23 protein-coding genes and 1 riboswitch are annotated in these 26,055 nt (G+C 38.5%); of the genes, 10 read left to right on the forward strand and 13 right to left on the reverse strand.

Going from position 1 to position 26,055, the window contains the following annotated elements; translation table 11 throughout:
* Nucleotides 1-16: 16 nt before the first annotated feature.
* Nucleotides 17-1,195 (reverse strand): MDR family MFS transporter, encoded by a 1,179-nt coding sequence (locus ACQKMV_RS18675; RefSeq protein ID WP_427505758.1) that lies wholly within the window; start codon nucleotides 1,193-1,195, stop codon nucleotides 17-19.
* 325 nt (nucleotides 1,196-1,520) lie between these two features.
* Between ACQKMV_RS18675 and ACQKMV_RS18680 the strand changes: the two genes are divergently transcribed.
* Together ACQKMV_RS18680 and ACQKMV_RS18685 are read left to right on the forward strand one after the other, a co-directional pair.
* Complete coding sequence (locus tag ACQKMV_RS18680; protein WP_427505759.1) at nucleotides 1,521-2,477, forward strand: TIGR01212 family radical SAM protein; 957 nt, start codon at nucleotides 1,521-1,523, stop codon at nucleotides 2,475-2,477.
* On the forward strand, nucleotides 2,474-3,052 hold the full coding sequence (locus ACQKMV_RS18685) for a class I SAM-dependent methyltransferase (RefSeq protein WP_427505761.1): 579 nt from the start codon (nucleotides 2,474-2,476) through the stop codon (nucleotides 3,050-3,052). The genes ACQKMV_RS18680 and ACQKMV_RS18685 overlap by 4 nt, the downstream gene beginning before the upstream one ends.
* A gap of 266 nt (nucleotides 3,053-3,318) precedes the next feature.
* Here the strand turns inward: ACQKMV_RS18685 and ACQKMV_RS18690 are convergent, their stop codons facing one another.
* Nucleotides 3,319-4,821: an alanine/glycine:cation symporter family protein gene (locus ACQKMV_RS18690; protein WP_427505763.1), complete on the reverse strand. Its 1,503-nt coding sequence runs from the start codon at nucleotides 4,819-4,821 to the stop codon at nucleotides 3,319-3,321.
* Nucleotides 4,822-4,947: 126 nt separating this feature from the next.
* Entirely contained in the window at nucleotides 4,948-5,754 is an 807-nt protein-coding gene (locus ACQKMV_RS18695) for an alpha/beta hydrolase (RefSeq protein WP_427505764.1), read from the reverse strand.
* A gap of 136 nt (nucleotides 5,755-5,890) precedes the next feature.
* Here ACQKMV_RS18695 and ACQKMV_RS18700 point away from each other — a divergent pair, with 136 nt between their 5' ends.
* Nucleotides 5,891-6,412: a gamma carbonic anhydrase family protein gene (locus ACQKMV_RS18700; RefSeq protein ID WP_427505766.1), complete on the forward strand. Its 522-nt coding sequence runs from the start codon at nucleotides 5,891-5,893 to the stop codon at nucleotides 6,410-6,412.
* A gap of 161 nt (nucleotides 6,413-6,573) precedes the next feature.
* Here ACQKMV_RS18700 and metK read toward each other — a convergent pair whose 3' ends face one another.
* Complete coding sequence (metK, locus tag ACQKMV_RS18705) at nucleotides 6,574-7,770, reverse strand: methionine adenosyltransferase (protein ID WP_427505768.1); 1,197 nt, start codon at nucleotides 7,768-7,770, stop codon at nucleotides 6,574-6,576.
* A 479-nt stretch (nucleotides 7,771-8,249) separates the two neighbouring features.
* Nucleotides 8,250-8,367: riboswitch (SAM riboswitch) on the reverse strand.
* 576 nt (nucleotides 8,368-8,943) lie between these two features.
* Here metK and pckA point away from each other — a divergent pair.
* Both pckA and ACQKMV_RS18715 read left to right on the forward strand, forming a co-directional pair.
* Nucleotides 8,944-10,530, forward strand: a complete 1,587-nt coding sequence (gene pckA / locus ACQKMV_RS18710; RefSeq protein ID WP_427505770.1) for a phosphoenolpyruvate carboxykinase (ATP) — start codon at nucleotides 8,944-8,946, stop codon at nucleotides 10,528-10,530.
* A gap of 570 nt (nucleotides 10,531-11,100) precedes the next feature.
* Nucleotides 11,101-12,057: an alpha/beta hydrolase gene (locus ACQKMV_RS18715; RefSeq protein WP_427505771.1), complete on the forward strand. Its 957-nt coding sequence runs from the start codon at nucleotides 11,101-11,103 to the stop codon at nucleotides 12,055-12,057.
* 181 nt (nucleotides 12,058-12,238) lie between these two features.
* Here the strand turns inward: ACQKMV_RS18715 and ACQKMV_RS18720 are convergent, their stop codons facing one another.
* The 3 genes from ACQKMV_RS18720 to ACQKMV_RS18730 all read right to left on the reverse strand — a co-directional run bounded on the left by ACQKMV_RS18720 (nucleotide 12,239) and on the right by ACQKMV_RS18730 (nucleotide 14,291).
* A complete protein-coding gene (locus ACQKMV_RS18720; RefSeq protein WP_427505773.1) occupies nucleotides 12,239-13,015 on the reverse strand; it encodes an alpha/beta hydrolase family protein in 777 nt (258 codons plus the stop codon).
* On the reverse strand, nucleotides 12,999-13,466 hold the full coding sequence (locus tag ACQKMV_RS18725) for an NUDIX domain-containing protein (RefSeq protein ID WP_427505774.1): 468 nt from the start codon (nucleotides 13,464-13,466) through the stop codon (nucleotides 12,999-13,001). The genes ACQKMV_RS18720 and ACQKMV_RS18725 overlap by 17 nt, the downstream gene beginning before the upstream one ends.
* 507 nt (nucleotides 13,467-13,973) lie before the next feature.
* Nucleotides 13,974-14,291, reverse strand: coding sequence for a transposase (locus ACQKMV_RS18730; protein ID WP_427505775.1), 318 nt, complete (start codon nucleotides 14,289-14,291; stop codon nucleotides 13,974-13,976).
* 138 nt (nucleotides 14,292-14,429) lie between these two features.
* Here ACQKMV_RS18730 and ytzI point away from each other — a divergent pair, with 138 nt between their 5' ends.
* The 4 genes from ytzI (at nucleotide 14,430) to ACQKMV_RS18750 (ending at nucleotide 16,136) form a co-directional block, all read left to right on the forward strand.
* Entirely contained in the window at nucleotides 14,430-14,576 is a 147-nt protein-coding gene (gene ytzI, locus ACQKMV_RS18735; RefSeq protein ID WP_427425584.1) for a YtzI protein, read from the forward strand.
* 70 nt (nucleotides 14,577-14,646) lie between these two features.
* Nucleotides 14,647-14,808: a hypothetical protein gene (locus tag ACQKMV_RS18740; protein ID WP_427505777.1), complete on the forward strand. Its 162-nt coding sequence runs from the start codon at nucleotides 14,647-14,649 to the stop codon at nucleotides 14,806-14,808.
* Nucleotides 14,805-15,038 carry a membrane protein insertion efficiency factor YidD gene (gene yidD / locus ACQKMV_RS18745; RefSeq protein ID WP_427425585.1) on the forward strand — a complete coding sequence of 78 codons (234 nt, stop codon included), beginning with the start codon at nucleotides 14,805-14,807 and terminating at the stop codon, nucleotides 15,036-15,038. The genes ACQKMV_RS18740 and yidD overlap by 4 nt, the downstream gene beginning before the upstream one ends.
* A gap of 108 nt (nucleotides 15,039-15,146) precedes the next feature.
* Entirely contained in the window at nucleotides 15,147-16,136 is a 990-nt protein-coding gene (locus ACQKMV_RS18750; RefSeq protein WP_427505778.1) for a metal ABC transporter solute-binding protein, Zn/Mn family, read from the forward strand.
* Here the strand turns inward: ACQKMV_RS18750 and ACQKMV_RS18755 are convergent.
* The 6 genes from ACQKMV_RS18755 to ACQKMV_RS18780 form a co-directional block, all read right to left on the reverse strand.
* A complete protein-coding gene (locus tag ACQKMV_RS18755; RefSeq protein ID WP_427505780.1) occupies nucleotides 16,099-17,304 on the reverse strand; it encodes a transglutaminase domain-containing protein in 1,206 nt (401 codons plus the stop codon). The genes ACQKMV_RS18750 and ACQKMV_RS18755 overlap by 38 nt on opposite strands.
* An 843-nt stretch (nucleotides 17,305-18,147) precedes the next feature.
* Nucleotides 18,148-19,572, reverse strand: coding sequence for an o-succinylbenzoate--CoA ligase (locus tag ACQKMV_RS18760; RefSeq protein WP_427505782.1), 1,425 nt, complete (start codon nucleotides 19,570-19,572; stop codon nucleotides 18,148-18,150).
* Between the two features lie 380 nt (nucleotides 19,573-19,952).
* Nucleotides 19,953-20,771 (reverse strand): 1,4-dihydroxy-2-naphthoyl-CoA synthase, encoded by an 819-nt coding sequence (gene menB / locus ACQKMV_RS18765; RefSeq protein ID WP_132364614.1) that lies wholly within the window; start codon nucleotides 20,769-20,771, stop codon nucleotides 19,953-19,955.
* Between the two features lie 64 nt (nucleotides 20,772-20,835).
* Complete coding sequence (gene menH, locus ACQKMV_RS18770) at nucleotides 20,836-21,645, reverse strand: 2-succinyl-6-hydroxy-2,4-cyclohexadiene-1-carboxylate synthase (protein ID WP_427505783.1); 810 nt, start codon at nucleotides 21,643-21,645, stop codon at nucleotides 20,836-20,838.
* Nucleotides 21,633-23,357: a 2-succinyl-5-enolpyruvyl-6-hydroxy-3-cyclohexene-1-carboxylic-acid synthase gene (gene menD / locus ACQKMV_RS18775; protein WP_427505784.1), complete on the reverse strand. Its 1,725-nt coding sequence runs from the start codon at nucleotides 23,355-23,357 to the stop codon at nucleotides 21,633-21,635. The genes menH and menD overlap by 13 nt, the downstream gene beginning before the upstream one ends.
* Nucleotides 23,350-24,735: an isochorismate synthase gene (locus ACQKMV_RS18780; RefSeq protein WP_427505786.1), complete on the reverse strand. Its 1,386-nt coding sequence runs from the start codon at nucleotides 24,733-24,735 to the stop codon at nucleotides 23,350-23,352. Before ACQKMV_RS18780 ends, menD begins: the two co-directional genes overlap by 8 nt.
* 382 nt (nucleotides 24,736-25,117) lie before the next feature.
* On the opposite strand from ACQKMV_RS18780, the gene ACQKMV_RS18785 reads away from it, so the two are divergent.
* Entirely contained in the window at nucleotides 25,118-26,038 is a 921-nt protein-coding gene (locus ACQKMV_RS18785; RefSeq protein ID WP_053485082.1) for a 1,4-dihydroxy-2-naphthoate polyprenyltransferase, read from the forward strand.
* Nucleotides 26,039-26,055: the final 17 nt, after the last annotated feature.

The raw sequence follows: 26,055 nt of genomic DNA on the forward strand, positions 1-26,055 counted from the left end.
TGTTAAATTTACCCTATTAATCTGTCACTGTTTTATTCTTTCGTAAAGGATAATCATAGATAAGGCATGGAATAATCGCAAACAATACAATAATTACTAGAATTGATACGAGCGCAATCATGCCAAACTGATCGACCATAACACCACCAAATAATGGGCCAATCATACGACCTGTTGTTGCTGCACTATTAATAATTCCTTGATAAAAGCCCTGACGCCCTTTTGGTGCAAGCTGATTGGCGATGGTAGGTAAAGCAGGCGTATAAAACATTTCACCAAAAGTTAACACGACCATTGCTGCCCCAAACATTTTAAAATCACTTGCAAATGCAATGATTCCAAAGGATATTGCGATGAGGGTAACACCAAATACTAATTGACGCTTCAATTTATTTTCCCAACGTTTTACTAGCGGCGCAATTAGCGGTTGCCCTAAAACGATGAGAAGGCCATTAATAGTCCATAGTAAGCTGTACTGTTTCAATCCTAATCCTAAATCTTGCGTATAGGAAGAAATAGTCGCACTCCATTGTGAATACGCTAACCAGCATAGCACAGAGGATGAACTTATAATTAATAATGCATAAAACGGTGCTTTATTAATAATTCGCTTACTTTCACTCACGACATTCTTCGGAGCAATGCTACCCTCTTCTAATTGTTTAAAAGTAAATAAAGCTATAAAAAAGAACAAAATATACATGGCTAAGTTGACCTTAAAGACGTAGTCAAATTGGTAATCAGCAACAACCCCGGCAAGTGCAGGTCCAATTGCCACTCCTAGATTTTGAGCTAAATAAATAGCGTTAAAGGCCTTTCGTCCACCCTCAGGCCACGCAGTTCCAGCTAAAGCAAACATCCCAGGGAATACGATACCTCCACTAAAGCCAAGTATCGTTAATATCCACACATAATGTGGCCAGCCATGCCAAATCGTTAGGGCTATTAATGAGGCAATCGTCAAAAGAATGCCAAACATTGTTGATTTATAGCCACCTATTCTATCAAATAAATAACCACCCAAGAGATTCCCTATTACACCGGCAGCAGAATTCAACATCAACACAAAGCCAGCCATCGCAAGTGACTTCCCTAAATAATCGTGCAAATAAATGGCGTTTAATGGCCATAAAAATGAGTTGCCCGTCGTGTTCACAAGCATTCCGATAATTAAAAACCAAACGCTTTTTGGCATAAAATATCCTCCAATATTTCGCTACTCTAAATAGTTAGTTTATGTTGAAAAATACAAAAGTACAAGAAAAATAAATTTACTCTTTTTACATAGACTTTAGAACGCTATTAATGAAGGTATTTTTAGTGTTGGTTACGAAAAGCACTCTTTGATTCGCTCAGGTCATTGTCCTTTTTGCTCAGCTACCTCCATGATTCGCACCAGTCGTCTTATTTTTTCGCTCAGCTTTCCCAGTATTAAATAGTAAAGTCCTTAATAATAAATTCTTACCTCATGACGGAACCATTGACACATGATAAAATATAGTGTTAGAGGAGTGAAATAAATGACAGAAACAAACTTTCCTTTTCCTTCAGACGGGAAAAGATATTATACATGGAATCGCTATTTACGTGAGCAATTTGGTCATAAAGTTTTTAAAGTAGCACTAGACGCAGGCTTCGACTGCCCAAATCGTGATGGAACCGTTGCCTTTGGAGGTTGTACGTTTTGTAGTGCAGCAGGTTCAGGTGATTTTGCGGGCAACAAAGTTGATCCTATTGAGGTGCAATTTGCTGAAATACGTGACAAAATGCATCAAAAATGGAAGGATGGCAAATACATGGCCTACTTCCAAGCGTATACAAATACACATGCGCCGCTACCAGTGTTAAAGGAAAAATTTGAAGCTGCGTTGGCTCAAGAAGGTGTTGTTGGATTATCCATCGCAACTCGCCCGGACTGTCTACCAGATGATGTAGTCGAATATTTAGCTGAATTAAACGAGCGCACTTATTTGTGGATTGAGCTTGGGCTTCAAACTGTTCATGAAAAAACTGCAAATCTTATAAATCGTGCCCACGATTATGCAACCTATGTGGAAGGTGTTGAAAAGCTACGAAAACATGGTATTCGAGTTTGTTCGCACATTATTAATGGTCTTCCTCTTGAAGATTATGACATGATGATGGAAACTGCTTGTGAAGTTGCAAAGCTCGATGTACAAGGTATTAAAATTCATTTACTGCACCTTTTAAAGGGTACACCAATGGTTAAGCAATACGAAAAGGGTATGTTAGAATTTTTAGATCAGGACGTTTATACAAAACTTGTAGCAGATCAACTTGAAATTCTACCACCAGATATGGTTATTCATCGTATCACGGGCGATGGACCAATTGATTTAATGATTGGCCCGATGTGGAGTGTTAATAAATGGGAAGTATTAAATGGCATTGATGCTGAGCTTGAACGACGTGGAAGCTGGCAAGGGAAATTTTATCAAGCTGAGGTTGCCAAATGAAGTTACAGCGCGTTTTACAATATGCTCAACAGCTAATAAAAGAAACAGTTAAAGAGGGCGATACTGTAGTGGATGCCACAGCAGGAAACGGCTACGATACATTGTTTTTAGCACAGCTTGTCGGCGATGAAGGCCAAGTATACGCCTTTGATATTCAAAAGAGCGCTGTTGATGCAACTCTCCATCGCCTTTTAGATAATGGCTTAGAGCATCGTGCACTTGTCTTACATAGAGGGCATGAAGAAGTAGTCAACTATGTACACAAGCCAGTAGCTGCTGCAATTTTTAATCTTGGGTATTTGCCTGGAAGTAATCACGACATCATTACACAGCCAAATACGACAATACAAGCAATTGAAGATTTACTACAACTGCTCAAAATCGGTGGTCTTATTGTCCTTGTCATTTATCATGGTCATCCGGGTGGTAAGGAAGAACGAGATGCTGTCATAGAATATGTTAGTCAACTTCCCCAAAAATATGTACATGTATTAAAATACGAGTTTCTAAATCAACAAAATGATCCACCCTTTGTGATTGCTTTAGAAAAAGTGAAAGATTACTCGTTAAGTTAATTAGCTAGTTTTAATATTTAAGGCATGATTCCGATAACGCATTGGAATCATGCCTTTTAATTTAGAAAAAAAATATCCCCCGATGGCGCGGGGGGCATCCGATGATCCCCAAGGAGTTGCCTAGCCTCCACTACAATCAACTTATACATTTGGCATACGTTTTAACAAATTTCATCTACAACTTTTGGTGTTAAGTCTTTTTTATAGCAAACAAAAAAACTATCTAATAGAATGTTAAATCTATTAGATAGCTTTCTCTCTATCATCTATTTATTTTTACGTTTCTCATTATAGTCTACCCAGAAATCTGCACCTTTAATTCCTAGTTTACGAGGATCAAAAACAGGATCTTTTCCTTCTTTTTTCTGTTTCTCATAATCCTTTAATGCGACTATAGCAGGCTTCATAATAATTAAAATTGCTATAACGTTAATCCAAACCATTAAGCCAAGTCCAACATCCCCCATTGCCCAAGCAAGGTCGGATGTACGAATAGTACCGTAAAATGCAGAAATTAAAATTGCAAATTTAGCTAGCCAAATGACGACTTTTTCTGTAGCTCCTGAGAATAAATAAGCCACATTTGTTTCGGCAATGTAGTAGTATGCCATAATCGTTGTAAAAGCAAAGAAGAATAATGCAATCGCTACGAATGGTCCACCAAAACCTGGTAGTGAAGAGTCAACTGCATATTGTGTGTATGCTGCGCCTTCTTTAATACTTTTCGCAAATGTGATTTGTTCTTCCCCAGTTAATCCACCTTTATTGAAATCGCCAACATAAACAAATGAATCAGCGCCCGCTTTTTCATCGTGTACATTATACATACCAGTAAATAAAATCATAAATGCTGTAGCTGTACAGATTAATAAAGTATCAATATATACAGAAGCTGCTTGTACGATACCTTGTTTAGCAGGGTGTGATACTTCTGCAGCCGCTGCCGGATGCGCACCTGTCCCTTGACCTGCTTCATTTGAATAAATACCGCGTTTAACCCCCCATGCAATAGCGGAGCCAATAATACCACCAAAGATTTCTTGTGCACCAAATGCGCTAGAAAAAATTAATGAAAATACAGCTGGTACTTCTTTAATATTCATTGCAATAATGATGACGGCCATAAGAATATATGCTAATGCCATAAACGGTACAATGATCTGTGCAGCATTGGCAATCCATTTAACACCACCGATAATAATAGTGCCTAATAATACAACAATAATAAGTCCTGTAATCCAAGTCTTAACATCGAAAGCGTTTTCAACCGCTGTCGCAATTGCATTCGATTGAACACCCGGCATCAAAATTAACATGGCAGCCAATGCGGCAACAGCAAAAATAACTGCAAACCACTTTTGCCCCATTCCTTTTTCTATGTAAAAAGCTGGCCCACCACGATATTCTGTATCTTTTTCTTCTTTATAAATTTGAGCCAACGTCGACTCAACGTAAGCAGTTGCCGCACCGATAAAGGCGATTGCCCACATCCAAAATACAGCACCAGGTCCCCCCATCCCGATTGCTGTAGCTGTACCGGCTATATTACCTGTACCTACTCGACCAGATAATGCGATAGACATCGCTTGGAAAGATGAAATCCCCTTATCCGATTTTTCGCCTTTAAACATTAAAACAAACATATCTTTAATGTGTCTTACTTGTAGGAACCGTGTAATGATTGAAAAAAAGAGCCCAATTAACAAAATGCCATAAATAAACCACGGTCCCCATAAAATCTCATTAATTTTCCCAACAATTGTTTCCATTTAACCCCTCCAATTTGAAAAAATGTAACTTAAGACATTATAGTATTACACTTTTCAGAAAATTACAACATTATATTCAAGTAACAATAAGTTAGTAATTTTCTAGTTAATTAGAGAGGTAATTCACTATTCAATTATATAGCCAATTCTTCGAAGAGCATTATTAATAAAATCACGTATATAAACAAAAATCTCATCACGTTCTACTTCATGGAATAAATTATGATAACAGTTTGCCCATTCTTTGAATTGAAACTCTGTAAATTCCATCTGATGTAGCCAGTTTCGTGTTTGTTTAGTTTCAGTAATATTATCTTTTTCAGCTGTCATAACTAACATAGGCATATTAGGGAATTCAGCCTTAGGTAATAACACTAAATTGCGCATCATTTGCTGTAGTTCTCGATACCATTTCACTGAAACGACTGACGAAAAAGGAACCTCATCCTTCATCTCATCTCTACCTTCTAAACTGCGCGTTATTGATTCTAATGTAATTTCATGGGTCAGCTTCACATTTGCAGTCAGGGCACTTAAACTAGTTAAAGCATTTGATAGTTTACCTGGTAATAGTTTTAAATGAAGCCAAGGTGAAGTTAAGATAATCCCTGCACATTCATATTTTCGTTTTTGCATGGTATGTAGTAATAGTGTCGCACCAAGCCCATGTCCTATTAAAAAGACAGGTAAATTATACGAAAAAGCATTCTCGATTAAATGCCTTGTATATTTGTTGTATTCTTTAAAATCTTCATCGTGAACACGAGAAAACCCTACATTTACTCCATGATTAGGTAAATCACCCATGACTATGTGGAAGCCTTCCAATCTAAGTTTTTCTATAAGCCATGCATACCATCGGTGATTTTCATATGCACCATGAAGAATAGCAACCACAGCCTTTGCTTGTCCATCAGCTTCCCATTTCCACATTTCACATAGTCCTCCTAAAAAAATAATTACACAATGATTATATCGGAATATCTAGCACATTTTAATTTTATATTTCCATCAAGTTGCGTATTTGATACGATAATATTACATCATAGAAAGAAAAGAGGCGATCCTCATGATCTATCCATTTAAAGGTAAAACACCCAATATCGATCCATCTGTTTTTATTGCCGATTATGCAACCGTTACTGGTGACGTTACAATAGGTGCTGAAACTACAATTTGGTTTAATACAGTTATTCGAGGAGATGTATCACCTACAATTATCGGAAAAAGAGTTAGTATTCAAGACCTCTGTTGCTTACATCAAAGCCCTAAATATCCACTTATTATTGAAGATGAAGTAACAGTCGGACATCAAGTAACTTTACATAGCTGTACGATTCGTAAAAAAGCCTTAATAGGTATGGGCTCTATAGTATTAGACGGAGCGGAGATTGGAGAGGGTGCATTCATTGGGGCCGGTAGTCTTGTACCTCCAGGCAAAGTCATTCCTCCAAATAGCTTAGCATTAGGTCGTCCCGCAAAGGTTGTAAGAAAATTAAATGATGAAGATATAGAAGATATGGAACGCATCATACGTGAATATGTAGAAAAAGGGCAATACTATAAATCTCTTCAAACAGAAAATAAATAGCTATATCAACAGCTCCACGTTTGCTTGGACAACCGAGCCATACATATTAGGAGCTTTTTTTCGATAAAAAAAGTGAAAGGGGCTATTAGAATGTTGAGCCCCTTTCTGTAATAATATTTTAAAATATTTTTTCAGCTACTTTATTACTTTAGCTAGATAGTTTATAAACCTGCTTTTTCTTTTAATGCGTCAGCTTTGTCTGTTTGTTCCCAAGGTACATTTAAGTCTGTACGACCGAAGTGACCATATGCTGCAGTTTGCTTATAAATAGGGCGACGAAGGTTAAGCATTTTAATAATCCCTGCTGGGCGTAGATCAAACAGCTCGCGTACCCATTTTACAATTTCACTTTCCTTCACTTTTCCTGTCCCAAATGTATCGACAGCAATGGATACAGGTTGAGCAACACCAATCGCATAAGCTAGTTGTACTTCAGCTCGATCTGCTAAGCCAGCTGCTACAATATTTTTTGCTACATAGCGTGCTGCATATGCCGCTGAACGGTCCACCTTAGTTGCGTCTTTACCAGAGAAAGCACCTCCACCATGACGCGCATACCCACCGTATGTATCAACGATGATTTTACGTCCAGTTAGACCAGCATCCCCTTTTGGACCACCAATTACAAATCGGCCAGTTGGGTTGATGAAATATTTAGTATTGGCATCTAGTAATTCACTTGGAACTACTGGGGCAATAACGAATTCTTTTAAGTCTGCTTGAATTTGTTCAAGTGTAGCTTCTTCATCATGCTGTGTTGAAATTACAATTGTATCAACGCGTACTGGTACATTGTTTTCATCATATTCAATCGTTACTTGCGTTTTTCCGTCCGGACGTAAATATGCTAGTTCGCCAGATTTACGCACTTCCGTTAAACGACGAGCCAATTTATGCGCTAAACTAATTGGTAATGGCATAAGCTCTGGCGTTTCGTTACATGCATAGCCGAACATTAAGCCTTGGTCACCTGCGCCAATTGCTTCAATATCTGCGTCAGTCATAGAGCCTTCACGCGCCTCTAATGCTTGGTCAACACCTTGAGCAATATCTGGTGATTGCTCGCCAATAGCAACAAGTACAGCTAGGTTTTCAGCATCAAAGCCATATTTTCCGCGTGTATAACCGATTTCTGCTACAGTATCACGAACGATACCTTTAATATCTACATATGTAGAAGTAGTAATTTCTCCTGCTACTAATACTAAGCCTGTTGTTACTGTTGTTTCACACGCTACACGTGCGTTTGGATCTTCTGCTAAAATAGCATCTAAAATGGCATCCGAGATTTGATCACAAATTTTGTCTGGATGTCCTTCTGTTACACTCTCTGATGTAAATAGTCGACGGTTTGTCATTTGATTTTCCTCCTATTACTTTAACAAATAATATTTGCGAATTAATACGGTACTCATTACCCATGTTCAAGTCCGCTCCTAAGGATTGAACTCTCAAGCCGTTGTTGCTGTCGCTACGTTCGCACTACGCTTTCGCACAGAAAAAACATTTGTTGCTGTCGCTACGTTCGCACTACGCTTTCGCACAGAAAAAAACATTTGTTGCTGTCGCTACGTTTGCACTACGCTTTCGCACAGAAAAAAACATTTGTTGCTGTCGCTACGTTTGCACTACGCTTTCGCACAGAAAAAACATTTGTTGCTGTCGCTACGTTTGTACTAATAAACAGCTCTGCTTTTAACACGAGGATTTCGAAAGATCCGTCATTTTAATAAGGAAAGGACTATATATACCTTTGCATTCGTTTTTGACAATAAAAAAATCCTTTTCTCACGCTTACTTAACATGAGGAAAGGAATAATGACTTCGTAACCTTTCACTCTTATCGTTCAAGGGGTGTCCCTTGCATCAGGTTGGCACCAGCGCATGTCGTGAAATAGTTCATGCAGGTTGCCGGGTTTCACAGGGCCTGACCCTCCACCAGCTCGGGATAAGAGTATCCGTTCAATATCTCATAATACGTAAAAGGTCGAACGTTGTCAAATATTTTTAATGTATCTTATTAAGTAAGTATGGGAGAAACTAATTTGGATTATGCTGTAAATTGAAACAAAATAATCCCTATTCTCCACCTCACATCATGTGTTAACATATGTGTGACCCTTTACAGCACATTTTGTAGCGAAAGCAAAGCGTCAGCTCCGGAAGACCATCAGTACATGTGGTGGATGAATATGATTGTAGCCCCTTTTCAGTAGGCGACAAGCTCCAATTGATAATAAAACTAGCTAAACTTCACATCCTGTGCGAACCTCATGTTATCCAAAGGCTTCTAAAAGCAATTTTGCTGTGTCGAAAGTGATTGTAAAATCACTTAATAATAAATAGGGTAAAAAGCATTATCAAAACGAATCAATTTACTTTTTGTCGTTTTCTTGAAAAGTAATAAAATCGCAAAAATAATTTCTGAATTAGTATAGATTATTTAAGCAATTGTGTTATACTATTTTTGAAATTAAGAAAATCTCCCTCAGACTCTAGGGAATACTATAAAAAAGGATGGTATTTAATCGATGAATTCAGTAGAAATTGCAAACGAACTGAAGGAATTATTAAGCGGCGGTAACATTAATGTTCAACTTTCAGTACCACAATTAGCTGAAAAAGCTACATCTCGTGGTGAAGCTATGTTAACAGTAGATGGCGCAGTTCGTGCAGAAACTGGCAAATACACTGGTCGTTCACCTAAAGATAAATATACGGTAGAAGAAGAAAGCACAAAGGACAAAATTGACTGGGGAAAAGTTAACCAACCAATTTCTTCTGAAGTGTTCGATAACTTATATGTAAAAGTAGTAAAATATTTAAAAGAACGTGACGAATTATTCGTATTCAAAGGCTTTGCTGGTGCTGACAAAGATTCACAATTAAGCATCCAAGTAATCAATGAATATGCTTGGCACAATCTTTTCGCTCATCAATTATTTATCCGTCCAACTAAAGAAGAATTAGCTTCTCATGTTGCTGACTTCACAGTTATCTCAGCTCCTAACTTTAAAGCAGACCCTGCTGTTGATGGCACTGCTTCTGAAACATTCATCATTGTATCACTTGAAAAGAAAATTATCCTAATCGGTGGTACTGAATACGCTGGTGAAATCAAAAAATCTATTTTCGGTATTATGAACTACTTATTACCACAACAAGGCATCCTTTCAATGCACTGCTCAGCAAACGTTGGTGAAGCTGGTGATGTTGCATTATTCTTCGGTTTATCTGGTACTGGTAAAACTACTTTATCAGCTGATCCTGACCGTAAGCTTATCGGTGACGATGAACACGGTTGGTCTGATAACGGTGTATTCAACATTGAGGGCGGTTGTTATGCAAAAACAATTAACCTTTCTGCTGAAAAAGAACCAGAAATCTACAACGCAATCCGCTTCGGTTCTGTTCTAGAAAACGTAGCAGTTGATCCAGAAACTCGAGTTTGTGACTATGACGATGGTTCATTAACAGAAAATACACGTGTCGCTTATCCAATTCAATACATTGAAAATATTGTTGATCCATCTGTTGCAGGTCACCCAAAAACAATCATCTTCTTAACGGCTGATGCATTTGGTGTATTACCTCCAATCAGTAAATTAACAAAAGAGCAAGCAATGTACCACTTCCTAAGCGGTTTCACATCTAAACTTGCTGGTACAGAACGTGGAGTAACAGAGCCAGAACCAGTATTCTCAACTTGCTTCGGTTCTCCATTCCTTCCACTTCCAGCAACAGTTTATGCTGAAATGTTAGGTCAAAAAATTGACGAGCATGGTGCACAAGTATACTTAGTGAACACTGGTTGGACTGGTGGCGAATATGGTACTGGTAGCCGTATGAAACTTTCTTACACTCGTACAATGGTACGTGCTGCAATTGATGGAAAATTAGCTGATGTTGAAACAATTCAAGATTCAGTATTCGGTTTAAACATTCCAACTTCTATTGAAGGTGTACCAACAGAAGTGCTTAACCCTCGTGATGCATGGACAGACAAAGCTGCTTATGATGCTAAAGCTGCTGAACTTGCTGGCTTATTCAACAAAAACTTCGAGAAATTCTCAAATGTTTCTGAAGCCATCACTAAACTTGGCGGTCCATTAAAATAAAGCAAAGGGAACGATTTAATAGTCGTTCCCTTTTTTGTATTGAAAAAGAAAATTTTTGTAAATATATAGCTCTTTAAATGAGGGTGATTTCCATTCTAGACTACTCGCTATCCTATGTATCTAGCCACTTCTTCTGCTTTGTGTTTTGCTAACTCTTCGATTTCGCACACAAAACAGTACCGTTTTATCACTATTAATTAGAGTAGCATGCCAGAAGATACATGCCGAGTGAAAGGATTGATTGGAGCGGAGACTGGGCGACTCCTTGGGGATCACAGCGTCACAGATGAGACCCTGGAGCGAGCAACGCGAGTGAAGCGGCTCATCGGACGCCCCCAGGAAGCTCTGCTCTGCGCGAAAGCGAAGCGTCAGCGGCAAAGCGCCCAGTCGGAGCGGAAATCAATCTCTCATTTTTGCCGAAGAGCCACACTAAATTATTAGCATTTCGACAACATTCAAAGGGAACGATTCAAGTCGTTCCCTTTTTTATATCCCCTTATTTTGAAAAGTCCACTTTTCATATTGTTAACTTTGTGTATAATTCATAATAGTAGTTTTAGGGGGATACATATGAAAAGAAAGTACAAAGTGATTATTACCATTGTCAGTCTTCTATTAGTATTGTTTGTTGGGGCTGGATTTTTTGCAGGGAATTATTTTTATAACTTCGCATTAAATCCTAATACTGATAAATCAGAAGTCTTTAATGCTCCGCACAATTCTATTGCTGTTAGTCCTAAGGATGCTAAAGAAAAAGAAGAGAGTGAGAAGTGGTTTAAAGAGAATTATGAGGATTCTTATATACAGTCTTTCGATAATTTGAAATTACATGCTTATACGCTTAAAAATACAAACGAAACAAATAAATGGGCAATTGTTTTCCACGGATATTCATCTGATGGCTCACAAATGACAAAGTACGCTAAGCATTTTTATGATACAGGCTACAACGTTCTCGTACCTGATGCAAGGGCTCACGGAAAAAGTGACGGTGACTATATTGGTATGGGCTGGCATGATCGACTTGATGTAGTCTCTTGGATTAATAATATTATCAGTTCTGATAAAAACGCTGAAATTGTTTTGTATGGTGTTTCCATGGGTGGTGCTACAGTGATGATGGCCTCAGGAGAAGATCTACCTGACAATGTTAAGGCTATTATTGAGGATTGTGGTTATTCCTCAGTTTGGGATGAATTCTCCTATCAATTGAAAGCACTCTTTAATTTACCTGAATTTCCTATTATGCAATTCTCTTCAATTGTTACGAAGTTAAGAGCTGACTTTACGCTTGGTGAAGCTAATACTGTCGAGCAAGTAGCAAAATCAAAAACGCCGATGCTATTCATTCATGGAAGTAATGATACATTTGTTCCCTCTGATATGCTTAATGAAGTATATGAGGCTGCCAATGTACCGAAGGAGAAATTGATAGTTGAAGGTGCTGGGCATGGTAATGCTGAAAGTGTTGCTGGAGATACTTATTGGGAAACTATTAATAACTTTTTAGCAAAATATATAGAGTAAATATCCTTAATTTTTGCTACCGCTCAGGTGTCTACCCAAAGCACCTGAGCGGTTCTTTGTCCTACCCGAGCAGTTTTCCCACTGACCCGAGCAATTCTGAGGTCTACCCCGCGTTAATATCTTTTTGATTCCAAAGAGTTTCTACATTAGAATCGTTGAATGGAAAGACAGCTTGAATACCTTATTGTCGTTTCATCCATTCGCAAAGTGCATGTACTGTCTCTCTATTTTTGGCCGGTGGATACTGATGAGCGTAGCGGTGATCATACCATGTCTCATATGTTTTATTGGCATCCTTTAAATAAAATTCTAACTGTCTTGCATGTTCAATATCTACATTTTCATCAAGATAGCCATGAATAATAAGTATTGGAGCTGTAATGTGCTCTACCTCAAATAGTGGTGTTCGAGCATCATAAGCCTCTGGTACACGATTAGGCGTCCCTCCTATAACACGCTTCATCATACGGCGCATATCTGACCGCTCCCAATATGTAGCTGTTGCATCAGATACTCCTGCCCATGTTACAACAGAGGTGATATCTCTACGTAATATCGCCGTCCAAAGTGCCATAATACCACCACGTGAAAAACCAAAGACATGAATATTATCATTACAAAACTGTTTTAGCACGTCTACAGCGTATACAGCGTCATAACGATCCGCTCCAGCAAACTCATCTCGTCCTTCTCCACCTCGATTGCCACGGTAATACGGGGCGAAAACGATAAAGCCTTGAGCTGCAAACTGTGCGACACGCGAAGGTCTAACCATGCCAATGCTTTGCATGCCTCCCCGTAAATATAAAAAGCCATCATATGTACCTTCTGCTTTAGGCTCCGCTAATAATCCCTTCACACGTAGTCCCTGTGACATATAAGTAATTTCGGTTAAACGTATAGCTGGATTCGGCGAAGGATAGGCACGCTTTTTTACGATATCACCATTGTTTGTCACGATGTTTCAACTCCTCCAGCATTTTCTTCATACCCTCATCCCTCATATGAAAACTCAAGTTAGGATGCTGAGCAAATTCTTCATCTGTTAACCAAAGCATGCCTGACGTTTCTAAATCAAATTCTATGTCCTCTTGACCTACAAACTGTGCGGTAAAGACCGTTTTACAAAATAAGATGTCATCATGAACGGCGTATTCTGCAAACCATTTAAGATTTTTCACATGAACACCAGTCTCCTCAAATACTTCCCTAACTGCTGCCTGCTCTAATGTTTCTCCAGGTTCTTGCTTGCCACCTGGGACCTCTACACCACGACGTTTATGAATCGTACATAACCACTTATTTTCATGCTTTAATAAAACAAGTACATGCTTAGGCTCAATGTCCAATTCGCCTCTTATAAAACTTAAATCCACTTGTAAACCATTTAAATCTGTAAATGAGAACATGCTCTTCAACCCCTTATTTATATTGTTAAAGTCTTATTTCATGCAATGAGTCGAATCAATTACTAAAATATATTGGCATTCTTCAGCATTTGTGATGATCTTTTATTTCACTATAGTGTAATCATATAGCTACAATCAACAAATAAAATCACTAATATTCAACTCCTGAAGTGTAAATATATTGTCATTAGGACCATTAATCGGTGCGATCGAGGATTTTAACAGGGAGCGATACCGCATTCAATACTATATTTATTCAATTGTAAGCAACTACAGCGCAACAAATTTTGAAACTTCTCTACTTGGATGAGCTCATCTTTTATAACAATGGTTAATCCATCAAAATCATAGCTGTTCAGTTTGCCAAATTAGTGAATTGGAAAATAGGAAATTAACTTTTGTAGGCATTGGAACCCTTAGTAGTTTTCAAAATTAGCTTTCATTAACATTATCGTTTCTTCAATAAAAAAAGGGTCACTGAAAGTTTTTTTCAGTGACCCTCTATTTTTATACACGTTTGTTGAAGTAAGGAAGCTGTTCTACAAATGCCTTCGTATCATCATCCCCATACTCATGAACAAGTGCATAGATTTTTTTTAATCGCAAATCAATTTCATCATTTTCTCTATCAAGATGATATTGTATATATGGCAATTGCGCACGCCATGCATTCGAAATTTCTAACATCTGCATTTGCTGAAAAATCTTTTCAAAGACATCTAATGCTTGTCGATCTATATTGAGTTCAAAGTTCCACGGTCCTGCATATGGATTTGTATAATACGTTCTATTGGCAAGTGAAAAGTATACACGCTGACGCTCCATCTCTACAAAACACTCCTTTTACCATAGTATGGTGATAAAAGTGTTGTTTTATTCGCTGGAATGTCAAACTTCCTTCACAACTAAGTAAGATTATCTAATTTATAATAGATATGATGAATAAGGAACGGAGTGAATGCCATGAGTTTAATCACACTCTTAATTGTAGCAGCAATCATTGTTATTTTAATAACTGTCGCGACTATTATCAGTGTCAATCGTGCGTATGCTTTTAAACATACAGTTGATGAAAAACCTCAGCAGAGCTTTCATCAAGACGATGACTAGTTCAATTTGTACATTTTTTCATGAAATTCTTTTATAATATTATTAACGAATAGAATTTGGAGTGAACGCAATGGGAGTACCATTACCTATAATCATTATGATCGCAATGATGATGCTTATGTTTGGCGTTTCTGTCATTGTCCTGTTGAAGAAAAAAAGTAATTTCTTTACACAAACTATCGATGCTAAGCCTAAGCAGATTAACGATCAACAAAAGGATAAACAAATATGAAATATCCCTTTATATGGCTCATTAAGTTTTACAGAAAATTCATATCACCAATGACGCCGCCATCCTGCCGCTTCTACCCTACATGCTCCTCCTATGGGCTTGAAGCTTTTCAAAAACACGGTGCCATTAAAGGATTCTATTTAACGATTAAACGTATATCAAAATGCCAACCATTCCATTCTGGAGGCTTTGATCCTGTGCCTGAAAAATGGCCTTCGAAAAAGAAATAATTTTCGAGGGTCATTTTTTCTTGTACTTTTTTCAGATGTGCGTTATCATAGAAACTGTTCTAAAAATCAAATCGTAACGATTACTATTTGAAAGAGGTATACTACAAGATGAAAAAAATATTTTTATTATGTTTAGTTGCAGTTCTTGCCCTATTCACGGCTGCCTGCGGAGATAAAACATCCACATCTAAACAGTCAGAAAAAAAGGATAAATTAACAATTTACACAACTGTCTATCCATTAAGTTATTTTGCACAACGAATTGGTGGCGATTTTGTAAAGGTTTCTTCTATTTACCCTGCTGGCGCCAATGAACACACATTTGAGCCAACACAAAAAGATATGATGAAATTAGCAGATGCTGATATATTTTTCTATATCGGTTTAGGGTTAGAGGGCTTTGTTGAAAATGCCAAAAAGACCCTAGCTAATGAAGATGTAACAATGGTGGCAACTGCAGATCAGGTTTCAGATGAAAAATTAGCTATGAGCACCGGTCACACACATGATGATGAAGAGGATGCTCATCATGATCATGAAGACGGACATGGTGATCATGAACATGGTAATGTAGATCCACATGTTTGGCTATCACCAACTATCAGTCAAGACTTAGCACTTTCCATTAAAAACAATCTAGTTAAAAAAATGCCAGAACAAGAAGCTACATTTACAGCTAACTACGAGGCATTGGTAAAAGAACTACAGGATTTAGACAATGAATATAAAGCAATGGCTGATAAAGCGCAAGAGAAGACGTTCTTCGTATCACATGCAGCATTTGGCTATATCGCAGGTCAATACGGCTTAAAGCAAATTCCAATAGCCGGTCTAAATTCACAAAATGAGCCTTCTCAAAAAGAACTTACGGCGATTGTTGATAAAGCAAATGAGTTGCATATTCACTACATTTTATTCGAGCAAAATGTTTCTTCTAAATTAGCCGAGGTTATCCAAAAAGAAGTTGGAGCAAAGTCTCTTGTCCTGCATAATTTAAGTGTTTTAACAGCAGATGACGTGAAGAATGATGAAACTTACTTCACCCTTATGAAGAGAAATATTAAAACTTTAGATACCGCATTAAACACTCAAAAATAAATGAGTAAGGAGGTGCCCCGAAAATCGTTTGGGACACCTCCTTTATTATGACGTACTTTTCTTGTGGCATTCGTTTTTCCATTCTATAAACACTTATTAGCCCATTTCTCTTATGCAAATCATTTTGTATTATATTTCGATTAGCCTTTACTTGGGCTACATTACTTTCTAAAATGATTGGTTCCCATTCATTTAAATTCAACTGAACAGGATTATCGCTTTTTTTACCTTTCAAAAGCTTTGTAGGCTGTACTATTAATTGCTTTACCATTTGTTTATTTTTACTTAAAATAGATAGCCCTTTATCAAAGTTAAAATAACTATCCAATATTGGTTTTGTAAGAGCATCAACCTTACTCTTTTTTTGTAAATCAATATAGGCTTCACTTGTAGCAGCTGGGAAACTTGTATAGTCCCAAGAGTGATCCTGTGCTAATTGGCGATCAGACACTAAAAAATAATTATAACGTACCTCACCTTTACGATCAGGCAATGGATCATCCCATGTAACGTCGATATGATACCATGCATTATCAAGCTTCACTAAGACCCATGCGTGAAGTTGCTCCCCTACTTTTCCTGGTACATATTGTACTTCAAAGCCTAACATCTCTAACATTCGATAAAGCACTAAAGCATATGCCTGACAAACTCCCTTGTTTTCCGTAAGCAATGTGTAGGGAGAATATTGACTTCCTTTGGTTTCCTTTGAATATTCAGTAGATAGAACGATAAAATCATGTGCGGCCTGTATTTTCTGCATTTCGCTTAATCCATGCATAGGTTCAATAATATTCGCCAAAGTCTGTTCTACAAATGTCTCCTCTTCCTGTGAAATATGGTAGGTAAACTCAAATCTAATGACAATATTATCGGCGTAACCATCATATTTCCATTTAAAACTAGAAATATTGGCGTAAATATATGGATCTTGAATAGCATGTTTAATAAGCTCTGATAGTTCATCTTTTATTTCCGACGTATTACCAGTATAGCGAATGTCAAATTCAGTAGTTAATTGCATGACTTGTTTTTGAATTAGATGTTGTAGTGTTTCTATTGAATTGGCAGTTGCAATATTCTTTTGTTCATAGTTTGCGAATACTTGCACATGACTCATTTGTAGAACAAATAATATAATGACAACATTATATATATATTTTCTCATATGAGTCATTCTCCTTTACTAACTAGTTTATGCCTGTCATTTTTTATTATGTTAATGAATGATTAATTAAATCCTAAATTTTAACTAAAAATGACTTATTAATTATCCCTCGGCATAATTCGTCCAGAACCGGCAGGAGGCCAACATGATGTTGGTCACTCAGTCGTTGCCACAGGACGTGGCGTTCTTAGACTGAGTTCCTCTATTTTAGCGGATGTTTGGACACCCGCTGAAATAATTTAAAACGAATAAAAGAAGCCTTCATATAATGAAGGCTTCTTTCATTGTGGTGAAAAAATGGCCAAAGAAATCTTTTTGAATGTTGGGGCGCTTTAAATAAGGAGGATTTTCCGTTCCAGGCGCGATGCTTTCTTCACTTTTGTTGCCCCTACCGCTTCATTAGCACTTCGCTTTTGTGCAGATAAATAATGTTGCTGTCCATTCGTTTTTGAACAAATATTAATTACTGAAGATACGTTTTTTACGTGTTATATGCCATAAGATACATGCCAAGTCAAAGGTTGATTGGAGTGGAGACTGGGCGACTCCTTGGGGATCAGCGTCACAGATGAGACCCTGCAGCGAAGCGGATGTTTTCTGTGCGAAAGCGTAGTGCTAACGTAGCGACAGCAAATGTTTTATCTGTGCGAAAGTGTAGCGACAGCAACAACGAAGCGGCTCATCGGACGCCCCCAGGAAGCTCTGCTCTGCGCGAAAGCGAAGCGTCAGCGGCAAAGCGCCCAGTCGGAACGGAAATCAACCACTCGTTTTGCCGAAGAGCCATACTTTGCAATTAAAAACACGAAAAGAAGCCATCATATCAATGAAGGCTTCTTTTTGTTATTAGTCCATTAATTTTCGACGAAGTAGCTTGTTGGCTCCGTTTCGAGGGAGCTCGTCCGTAACAATAATTTCTTTTGGTATTTTATATTTCGCAAGCTTCCTTTGACAAAATGCTTGTATTTGTTCTACCTGTACTTCTTCTTTTAATACAACAAAGGCGATTGGTACCTGCCCCCAAGCATCATCATCGATGCCGCATACTCCCGCTTCCTTAACAGCAGGGTGTGTAAGTAGCACATTTTCGATTTCAGCAGGATAAATATTTTCTCCACCTGAAATAATTAAATCCGCCCGACGATCAATGACAAATAAATAACCTTCTTCATCTATATAACCAATATCCCCAGTATGGAGCCAGCCATCAATCGTTGCACCTTTTTCGGCAAAACGACCGATATACCCTGGTGTAACATGCGGGCCACGTATGCAAATTTCTCCTTCACCATTGTCATTCGGCTCAGCAATGCGAATTTGATTAAAAAATAATGGTTTTCCCGCAGAACCAATTTTTTGCATCGCATCTTCATTTGCTAATGTTGCAGTTTGTGACGAAGTTTCAGTCATACCATACGTTTGAGCTACAGCTAAATTTAATGCATGCGCTCTCTTTAAATAATCTACTGGCACAGGCCCACCACCCGCTAGCATCATTTTAAATTTTGGTGAAGCTTGTGCATTTTTCTGTTCAAGGGTATGTAGAATCCTTTCCAATGTGACAGCAACTACTGACATATGTGTAACCTCGCCATCCATTATATTTTGTGAAATGGCTTCTGCATCAAATTGATCATATAAATGTACTTTATTGCCATACAACAATGAGCGCACTAAAATAGAAAAGCCACTAATATGAAAAAGTGGTACAGCACATAACCAAGTATCGTCCGCATTCAAACCTATATTTAAAACGGAGGCAGTTGCACTTGCCTGATGATTTCCAACTGTTTGACAAACCCCCTTTGGAAAACCAGTCGTGCCAGATGTGTACATAATCGATGTTGTTTGGTTTAAAGACCATTCTTTCGTAATATCAATAGCCACTTCTGTACTTTTTTCTATAGTAGAAAATAAATAATATGACGTATGTGATGGTAATTTTTCTATATCCTCATCTGCAATTAATACCGCTACAGCCTCTGAATCCTCTAGCTGATAGGAAATTTCATCCTGTGTTAGCCTACGATTTAGCATGACCATTTCACATTGTAAATGCATACACGCGTACATCATAATGACAAGGGAAGGCTTACTCGGCCCCATTATGGCAATACGGTCTCCTTGCTTAATATCCAGTGCTGTCAGTTGACGAGCACGTTTTAAAGATAAATCATTTAATTCTTGAAATGTCCAAGTCTGCCCATTATATGTTAAACCGTTTCGTAAAGGTGTTAAATACGCTCGCTGTAATATCCAATTTAGATACATCTCGTTATTCCTCCAATCAGCCTTAATCTTACCGCTTTATCACATCATCCGTCTATTTGTTAGTTTGAGGAGATATGTCCATTGCTTTGATGAGGTAATCCGTTGCTTTACATGTCTATTCAGTGCTCTGACACGGTGTTCCGCTGCTAAAGCAGGCTGTTTCACCGCTAATAAAACGTTTTCCGCCGCTAATGCATCGCTTTCCGCCGCTAACGTATCGCTTTCCGCCGCTAACGCACCGCTTTCCGCCGCTAATGCACCGGGTTCCGCCACTAAACCGTAACTTTCCGTCGCTCTAGCAAGTCTATCCGTCTCGCTACTTTAGATATACAAAAAGCTCGTATCTCATTAAGATACGAGCCGTTAAACGTTTCAGATAATCAAGGGAATCTTGGGAATTGACCGAAATCTGGTTGACGTTTTTCTTTGAATGCGTCACGACCTTCTTTAGCTTCATCTGTTGTGTAGTAAAGAAGAGTAGCGTCGCCAGCCATTTGTTGAAGACCTGCTAAACCATCTGTATCTGCATTCATTGCTGCTTTTAAGAAGCGTAGAGCAGTTGGAGACATTTGTAGCATTTCTTCACACCATTGTACAGTTTCATCTTCTAATTGCTCATATGGAACAACTGTGTTAACTAATCCCATATCAAGTGCTTGCTGTGCATCATATTGACGGCAAAGGTACCAAATTTCACGCGCCTTTTTATGACCGATAATACGTGCAAGATAGCCTGAGCCATAACCAGCATCGAATGAACCAACTTTTGGTCCAGTTTGTCCAAAGCGAGCGTTGTCGGCAGCAATAGTTAAGTCACAGACAACGTGTAATACGTGTCCACCACCGATTGCATAACCTGCAACCATCGCTACTACAGGTTTTGGAATAACACGGATTAAACGTTGTAAATCAAGAACGTTTAGACGTGGGATCTCATCTTCACCAACGTAGCCGCCATGACCGCGTACTTTTTGGTCTCCACCTGAACAGAAGGCATGCTCACCTTCACCAGTCAAAATGATAACTCCAACATTTTTGTCATCACGTGCACGTGAAAAAGCATCGATCATTTCCATTACCGTTTTTGGTCGGAATGCGTTGCGCACTTCAGGACGGTTGATCGTAATTTTTGCGATACCGTTATAGAACTCATACTTAATGTCTTCATAAGTATGTAAACTTGTCCATTGACGTGTCATTGAATTGCCTCCTAATAATTAAATTCGTCTCGTTCAAAACCGAGGCGATAACGTAAAAATTATATTACGTTAAATACTCCTCTACCATTGTAGCAAACTGAGCGGGATTTTCCACATGAATTGCATGTCCAACGTCATTTACTGTCGTATGCTTGGCATTTTTTAATAACGCTTTCATTTCTAGTGCGATTTTACAAAATTTCTCATCAAGTGAGCCTGTAATTAAAAGAACAGGAAATTCAAGCTTATCCAACGACATCCAATTCGATGGCTGACTACCTGTACCAATCCCTCGTAAGCTACCTGCCAAGCCTTCCTCTTTCTGAGAAAGTCGCTCTAACCTAATCGCTTCTAGAACACTGTGAGGTAAACGCTTTTGAGACTCAAACAAAGGAATGTTCTCCCATGCATTAACAAATGATAACAAACCTTTACTAATTATCTTTTCAGCTAGAGCGTTATCCCGCTCACGACGTTCAGAACTTTCCTTTGAAGTTCTTAAACCTGGCGAAGCACTTTCTAAAATTAGCTTTTCAATACGTTCAGGGTAGGAGATTGCATACGATAATGCAACTCTCCCTCCCATTGAATAGCCTAACAGCGTAAATTTCTTGAGCTGTAGCTGGCCAAAAACTTCCTCTAAATCTTGGATTTGCTCTTGCATTGAGAAACGACTAATTTGCTGAGGTATAGCTGTTTGACCATGCCCCATTAAATCAACAGCAATAACTCGTACACTAGGTAGAGCTTTCGCCAAATTTTGCCATGTAGCCGTACTACCTGTAAAACCATGTAATGCCACGAGCGTTTGCTCCGCTTCTTCATTCCAGATTTCCACGTATGTTTCAAGCCCGCGAATCATTAGCTTTGCCATGCTTTTAACCCCGCATTAATGCGATTCCACAGTGCCCGATGCGCATAGACATTTTCCTCACGATCCGTGAAAATTTCGATTAAGCGCATTGGTCGTTTTTTGCTCATAGTGAACTTTACAGATAGCTCTGAAATATCTTCTACGCGGATATAGTCCATATTGTACATATTGGCAATATCCCGGAACTCAAGTGCAGTTGGTGTGCCAAATAAATCTTCATAATGTGCCTCAACTGTGGATTGTGGTAAATAAGAGAAAATACCGCCGCCATCATTATTCATAACGATTATTGTTAGGTTGCATTCCTGATATCTTGAAGCAATAAGACCGTTGACATCATGTAAAAAGGCTAAATCACCAATAAGCAAGTAAGTTTCACGGTTATTTCCTTGACTAAAGCCCATTGCAGTTGATACGACGCCATCAATACCATTCGTTCCACGATTCGCAACAAGACGAATATCCTTCGATGTCGCCATTAAAAACGTATCAATATCACGTACTGGCATACTGCTACTAACAAAAATATCACTACCATTAGGAATCATTTTTAATAATCGACTTACCATTGCTCCCTCATCGATTGCAGCGTCAGCATAATGCTCAATATACTCCAAAGCAATATCATTAGCATCTTGCCACTCAGCTAAATATTCTACTTCTAATGCTGTCCCAGAGATTTCTAATTGAGTGAGCCACTCACCAATACTTGCGTGAATAAAATGAGTTGACACGCTTGTAGAATCGCGGAACATCGGATCTTCATCAACAACAATATAAGCATTAGGCTGAGATTTTGTAATAAACTGCATAATAAATTTAGAAACAGGCTGTGCTCCTAAACGAAGTACCGTATCTGGTTCAACTAATGCTTTAAAATCATCACTCTTCATAATTGCATCATACGTTGTGATGATATATGGCAGACAATCCTCTGGAACAGAAGCTCGCATATTCGATAAACTCTCGACAATGACTGGCCATTTTAATCGGCGAACAAACTCCCACATAATTGTTAAATCTGTACCAAGTGCTAGCTCACCTATAATCACAAAGCCTCTTTTGGTTGCACGTAAAATCTCCGCTAGCTCCTGTTGAGTCGCCATAGAAGGTATTAACTGCCCCATACTACTGTGCTTAAATGTCGCTTCTGGAAGTTCATCTCGAAAATCAATCAACAAAGGTTCTCTAAACGGTACATTAATATGCACCGGTCCAAATGGAGCGCTCATTGCCACCGCTACCGCACGTGCAATATGACGCTCAATAAACGGTAGTGTTGGTGCGGCACCATCTGCCAAAGGGAAATCCACGCTCCATTTAACATTCGTACCATATAAATTCGGCTGATTAATAGCCTGTGGTGCACCGACCTCTCGCAGTTCATGTGGACGGTCAGCTGTAATTACAATTAACGGTACACGAGCATAGCTTGCTTCAACAATGGCAGGAAAATAGTTTGCCGCAGCTGTTCCCGATGTACATAAAAGAACAACAGGTTTTGCTGTAGCCTTTGCAATTCCTAGCGCAAAAAAGGCAGCAGATCGTTCATCAACCTGACGATACATATGGAGCTGTTTCGTTGAAGCAAATGCATAAGCTAAAGGTGTCGAACGTGAGCCAGGGCTGACAACAACGTTTTCAACACCAGCTTGCACTAGTGATGCCACCATTTTATAAACATAGTCCGTTAAAATTTTCTGTTCACTCATGTAATTGTCCTCCTAGCGCACGAAGCATTGGACGGAATTTCACTAATGTTTCCTCATATTCAGATTGTGGCTCTGAATCTGCTACAATACCGCCACCAGCATATAAATAAGCTTTATCCTTAAGTAAAGCAGCCGAACGAATGGCCACCGCAAATTCCCCATTGCCTTCTGCATCTACCCAACCAATTGGAGCAGCGTAAAGTCCACGATTCATAGGCTCATACTTACGTATAGCTGCCATTGCCTCTTTTCTTGGCACACCACCTAAAGCTGGCGTTGGATGCAAAGATTTTGTCAGTTGTAATATTGTTGCTTCATTTTTTAACTGACCTTCAACAGGTGTATATAAATGTTGTATATCTCTAATTTTTAGTAGGCGAGGGCTATCCGGTATTGTCATCTCTACACAATTTTTACGGAATGTTTCCGCAATCATATCGACAACATATTGATGCTCGCCACCATTTTTCGAATCATTTAATAAGCTTTGTCCATAGGCTTCATCTTCCTCTGCTGTCTTACCACGTTTAATAGAGCCTGCAACACAAGATGAAAAGGCGCGGCCCTTTTCTACTTTTACAAGACGTTCAGGGGACGCACCAAAGAACAATATTTCTTGACGTTCTAAACCAAATAAATAGCTCTCTGGCTGCTCATGAATAATTTGTGATAGTACCTGTGGTGAGGAAACTTGTTCTTTAAATTGCAATGCTAGTGAGCGTGCAATAACGACTTTATCTGCCTTCTTCTGCTTAATCAATGCTGTTACTTGGTCAATCGAAGCTAAATATGGCTCCTTATATGGTTCAAAATAACTTGTGATTTCAGGTTTTGAATACGTTTTCACTTCTTTTACCTGAGCAGCATGAATTAAATGATCTCGCTCTTTACGTAATGCTTCAAATTGAGACTCTGCCTGCTCATTTTCTGAAATAAGATGTATACTTACAAACGCTTTGTCATCACGGATGACAAGCTGATATGTTGCGAGTGCAAAATAAGCCTCTGGAAAGTCTGTCCACTCCCCAGTTACATCATTTTGTGGATCGAATGTAAATCCGCCAAACAAAATTGGCTGTAACTCGCTTTGACCCTTAACACAGTTTTTCGTTAAGCTTCTCCATTCCGCTTCTACCGCATCGAAGCGATCATTTTTGGCGTTATTTTGAATTGTATAGGCATGTCCTAGCCCTACTAATGTCATTGTTTTTTCTCTATTTTGCCAATAAAATCGTTCACCTTTATAATGCTCCTCGCCCGCCGCATAAAATGCGAGCGCCGATAAGCGACTTACTTCAATTGTTTCCATATAAAAATGAAGGCTTTGGCCCAAAGAGTCCACTTCTACCTCTGTGGCTTGGTACCACTTCTGTTGCATGAAAATTACCTCCGTTGTTGCAATGTACATAATGAATGACGCACGGTATGTTTTGTACTCGTTCTACACTTTCAGTCATAAATATCAACCACTTTGGCTTTTCTTGAAGCACAAATTGACCAAGACTTTGCATAATGAAGTGAGCGTTTGTACTTTTTCCACATCGTATTTCTTTTGTTAAAATAGTTGTCATTGTTTGTTTGCTAGCCTATTTTTCGTACTGTTGCTATTATCTTAATTATTGTTTTCAGTTCATAAATGCATGTTCTATTGTATCATTTTTTTAACTGAACTGTATGTAATAAGCTGTGAACCTACCCAATTTCTCATTCTTCGTATAAAATAGGAATAGTCTACAACATTTGAAGGAGAGAAAGACCTTATGACAAAAGTCATTGAAGCTGATAGGGGTTTTAAAGTTTGGTGGCATTTAACACGTCCACACACTTTAACCGCTTCATTCGTTCCAGTATTTTTAGGAACAGCGATTGCCTTAGCAATTGAAAAACAAACAATTGATTTTGGACTATTTTTTGCTATGCTCATTGCAAGTATGCTTATACAAGCAGCAACAAATATGTTCAATGAATATTACGATTACAAATTAGGATTAGACAATGAAAATTCTGTCGGTATCGGCGGAACGATTGTGCGTCACGGTGTTCAACCAAAAACAATTATGATGATTGCCTTAAGCTTCTATGCAATCGCTATGTTGCTTGGCATTTACATATGTGCCTCAACCTCTTGGTGGCTTGCTGCTGTCGGGCTTGTTTGTATGCTTATTGGTTTTTTATATACTGGAGGACCATACCCAATAGCCTACTCACCATTCGGGGAACTTGTATCTGGCGCTGTTATGGGAATGGGGATTGTCTTAATCGCCTTTTATATTCAAACGCTTACAGTAACATTTGATGCTGTTATGCTTTCAGTACCGAGTATGATTTTAGTTGGGGCTATCATGCTGTCCAACAATATTCGTGATATCGTTGGCGATACAGAAGGTGGTCGTAGAACACTTGCTATTTTAGTAGGTCGAGATAATGCCATTTCTGTGCTATCAGGCTTTTTTATCGTTTCGTACTTATGGGTAATCGCTCTTGTAGCGATTGATGGTATTACATTTTGGGCTCTAATCATTTTCTTAAGCGTTCCAAAGCCACTACGTGCGATTCAAATTTTCCGCGATAAAAAAGAAGCAAAAGAAGTTATGCCTGCGATGAAATTTACAGCGCAAACAAATACATTCTTCGGCTTCCTCTTAGGAATCGGTTTATTAATTCAATATTTCTTTTATTAAGATACGAAAATGCAGCA

The organism is Lysinibacillus sp. NPDC094403, assembly GCF_050278745.1.
GTDB lineage: Bacteria > Bacillota > Bacilli > Bacillales_A > Planococcaceae > Lysinibacillus.

What these genes read in the sequence shown, in the direction of transcription:
- ACQKMV_RS18675 (WP_427505758.1), bottom strand. Translation starts at nt 1,195, where the DNA reads ATGCCAAAAAGCGTTTGGTTTTTAATTATCGGAATGCTTGTGAACACG.
- ACQKMV_RS18680 (WP_427505759.1), top strand. Translation starts at nt 1,521, where the DNA reads ATGACAGAAACAAACTTTCCTTTTCCTTCAGACGGGAAAAGATATTAT.
- ACQKMV_RS18685 (WP_427505761.1), top strand. Translation starts at nt 2,474, where the DNA reads ATGAAGTTACAGCGCGTTTTACAATATGCTCAACAGCTAATAAAAGAA.
- ACQKMV_RS18690 (WP_427505763.1), bottom strand. Translation starts at nt 4,821, where the DNA reads ATGGAAACAATTGTTGGGAAAATTAATGAGATTTTATGGGGACCGTGG.
- ACQKMV_RS18695 (WP_427505764.1), bottom strand. Translation starts at nt 5,754, where the DNA reads ATGTGGAAATGGGAAGCTGATGGACAAGCAAAGGCTGTGGTTGCTATT.
- ACQKMV_RS18700 (WP_427505766.1), top strand. Translation starts at nt 5,891, where the DNA reads ATGATCTATCCATTTAAAGGTAAAACACCCAATATCGATCCATCTGTT.
- metK (WP_427505768.1), bottom strand. Translation starts at nt 7,770, where the DNA reads ATGACAAACCGTCGACTATTTACATCAGAGAGTGTAACAGAAGGACAT.
- pckA (WP_427505770.1), top strand. Translation starts at nt 8,944, where the DNA reads ATGAATTCAGTAGAAATTGCAAACGAACTGAAGGAATTATTAAGCGGC.
- ACQKMV_RS18715 (WP_427505771.1), top strand. Translation starts at nt 11,101, where the DNA reads ATGAAAAGAAAGTACAAAGTGATTATTACCATTGTCAGTCTTCTATTA.
- ACQKMV_RS18725 (WP_427505774.1), bottom strand. Translation starts at nt 13,466, where the DNA reads ATGTTCTCATTTACAGATTTAAATGGTTTACAAGTGGATTTAAGTTTT.
- ACQKMV_RS18730 (WP_427505775.1), bottom strand. Translation starts at nt 14,291, where the DNA reads ATGGAGCGTCAGCGTGTATACTTTTCACTTGCCAATAGAACGTATTAT.
- ytzI (WP_427425584.1), top strand. Translation starts at nt 14,430, where the DNA reads ATGAGTTTAATCACACTCTTAATTGTAGCAGCAATCATTGTTATTTTA.
- ACQKMV_RS18740 (WP_427505777.1), top strand. Translation starts at nt 14,647, where the DNA reads ATGGGAGTACCATTACCTATAATCATTATGATCGCAATGATGATGCTT.
- yidD (WP_427425585.1), top strand. Translation starts at nt 14,805, where the DNA reads ATGAAATATCCCTTTATATGGCTCATTAAGTTTTACAGAAAATTCATA.
- ACQKMV_RS18750 (WP_427505778.1), top strand. Translation starts at nt 15,147, where the DNA reads ATGAAAAAAATATTTTTATTATGTTTAGTTGCAGTTCTTGCCCTATTC.
- ACQKMV_RS18755 (WP_427505780.1), bottom strand. Translation starts at nt 17,304, where the DNA reads ATGAGAAAATATATATATAATGTTGTCATTATATTATTTGTTCTACAA.
- ACQKMV_RS18760 (WP_427505782.1), bottom strand. Translation starts at nt 19,572, where the DNA reads ATGTATCTAAATTGGATATTACAGCGAGCGTATTTAACACCTTTACGA.
- menB (WP_132364614.1), bottom strand. Translation starts at nt 20,771, where the DNA reads ATGACACGTCAATGGACAAGTTTACATACTTATGAAGACATTAAGTAT.
- menH (WP_427505783.1), bottom strand. Translation starts at nt 21,645, where the DNA reads ATGGCAAAGCTAATGATTCGCGGGCTTGAAACATACGTGGAAATCTGG.
- menD (WP_427505784.1), bottom strand. Translation starts at nt 23,357, where the DNA reads ATGAGTGAACAGAAAATTTTAACGGACTATGTTTATAAAATGGTGGCA.
- ACQKMV_RS18780 (WP_427505786.1), bottom strand. Translation starts at nt 24,735, where the DNA reads ATGCAACAGAAGTGGTACCAAGCCACAGAGGTAGAAGTGGACTCTTTG.
- ACQKMV_RS18785 (WP_053485082.1), top strand. Translation starts at nt 25,118, where the DNA reads ATGACAAAAGTCATTGAAGCTGATAGGGGTTTTAAAGTTTGGTGGCAT.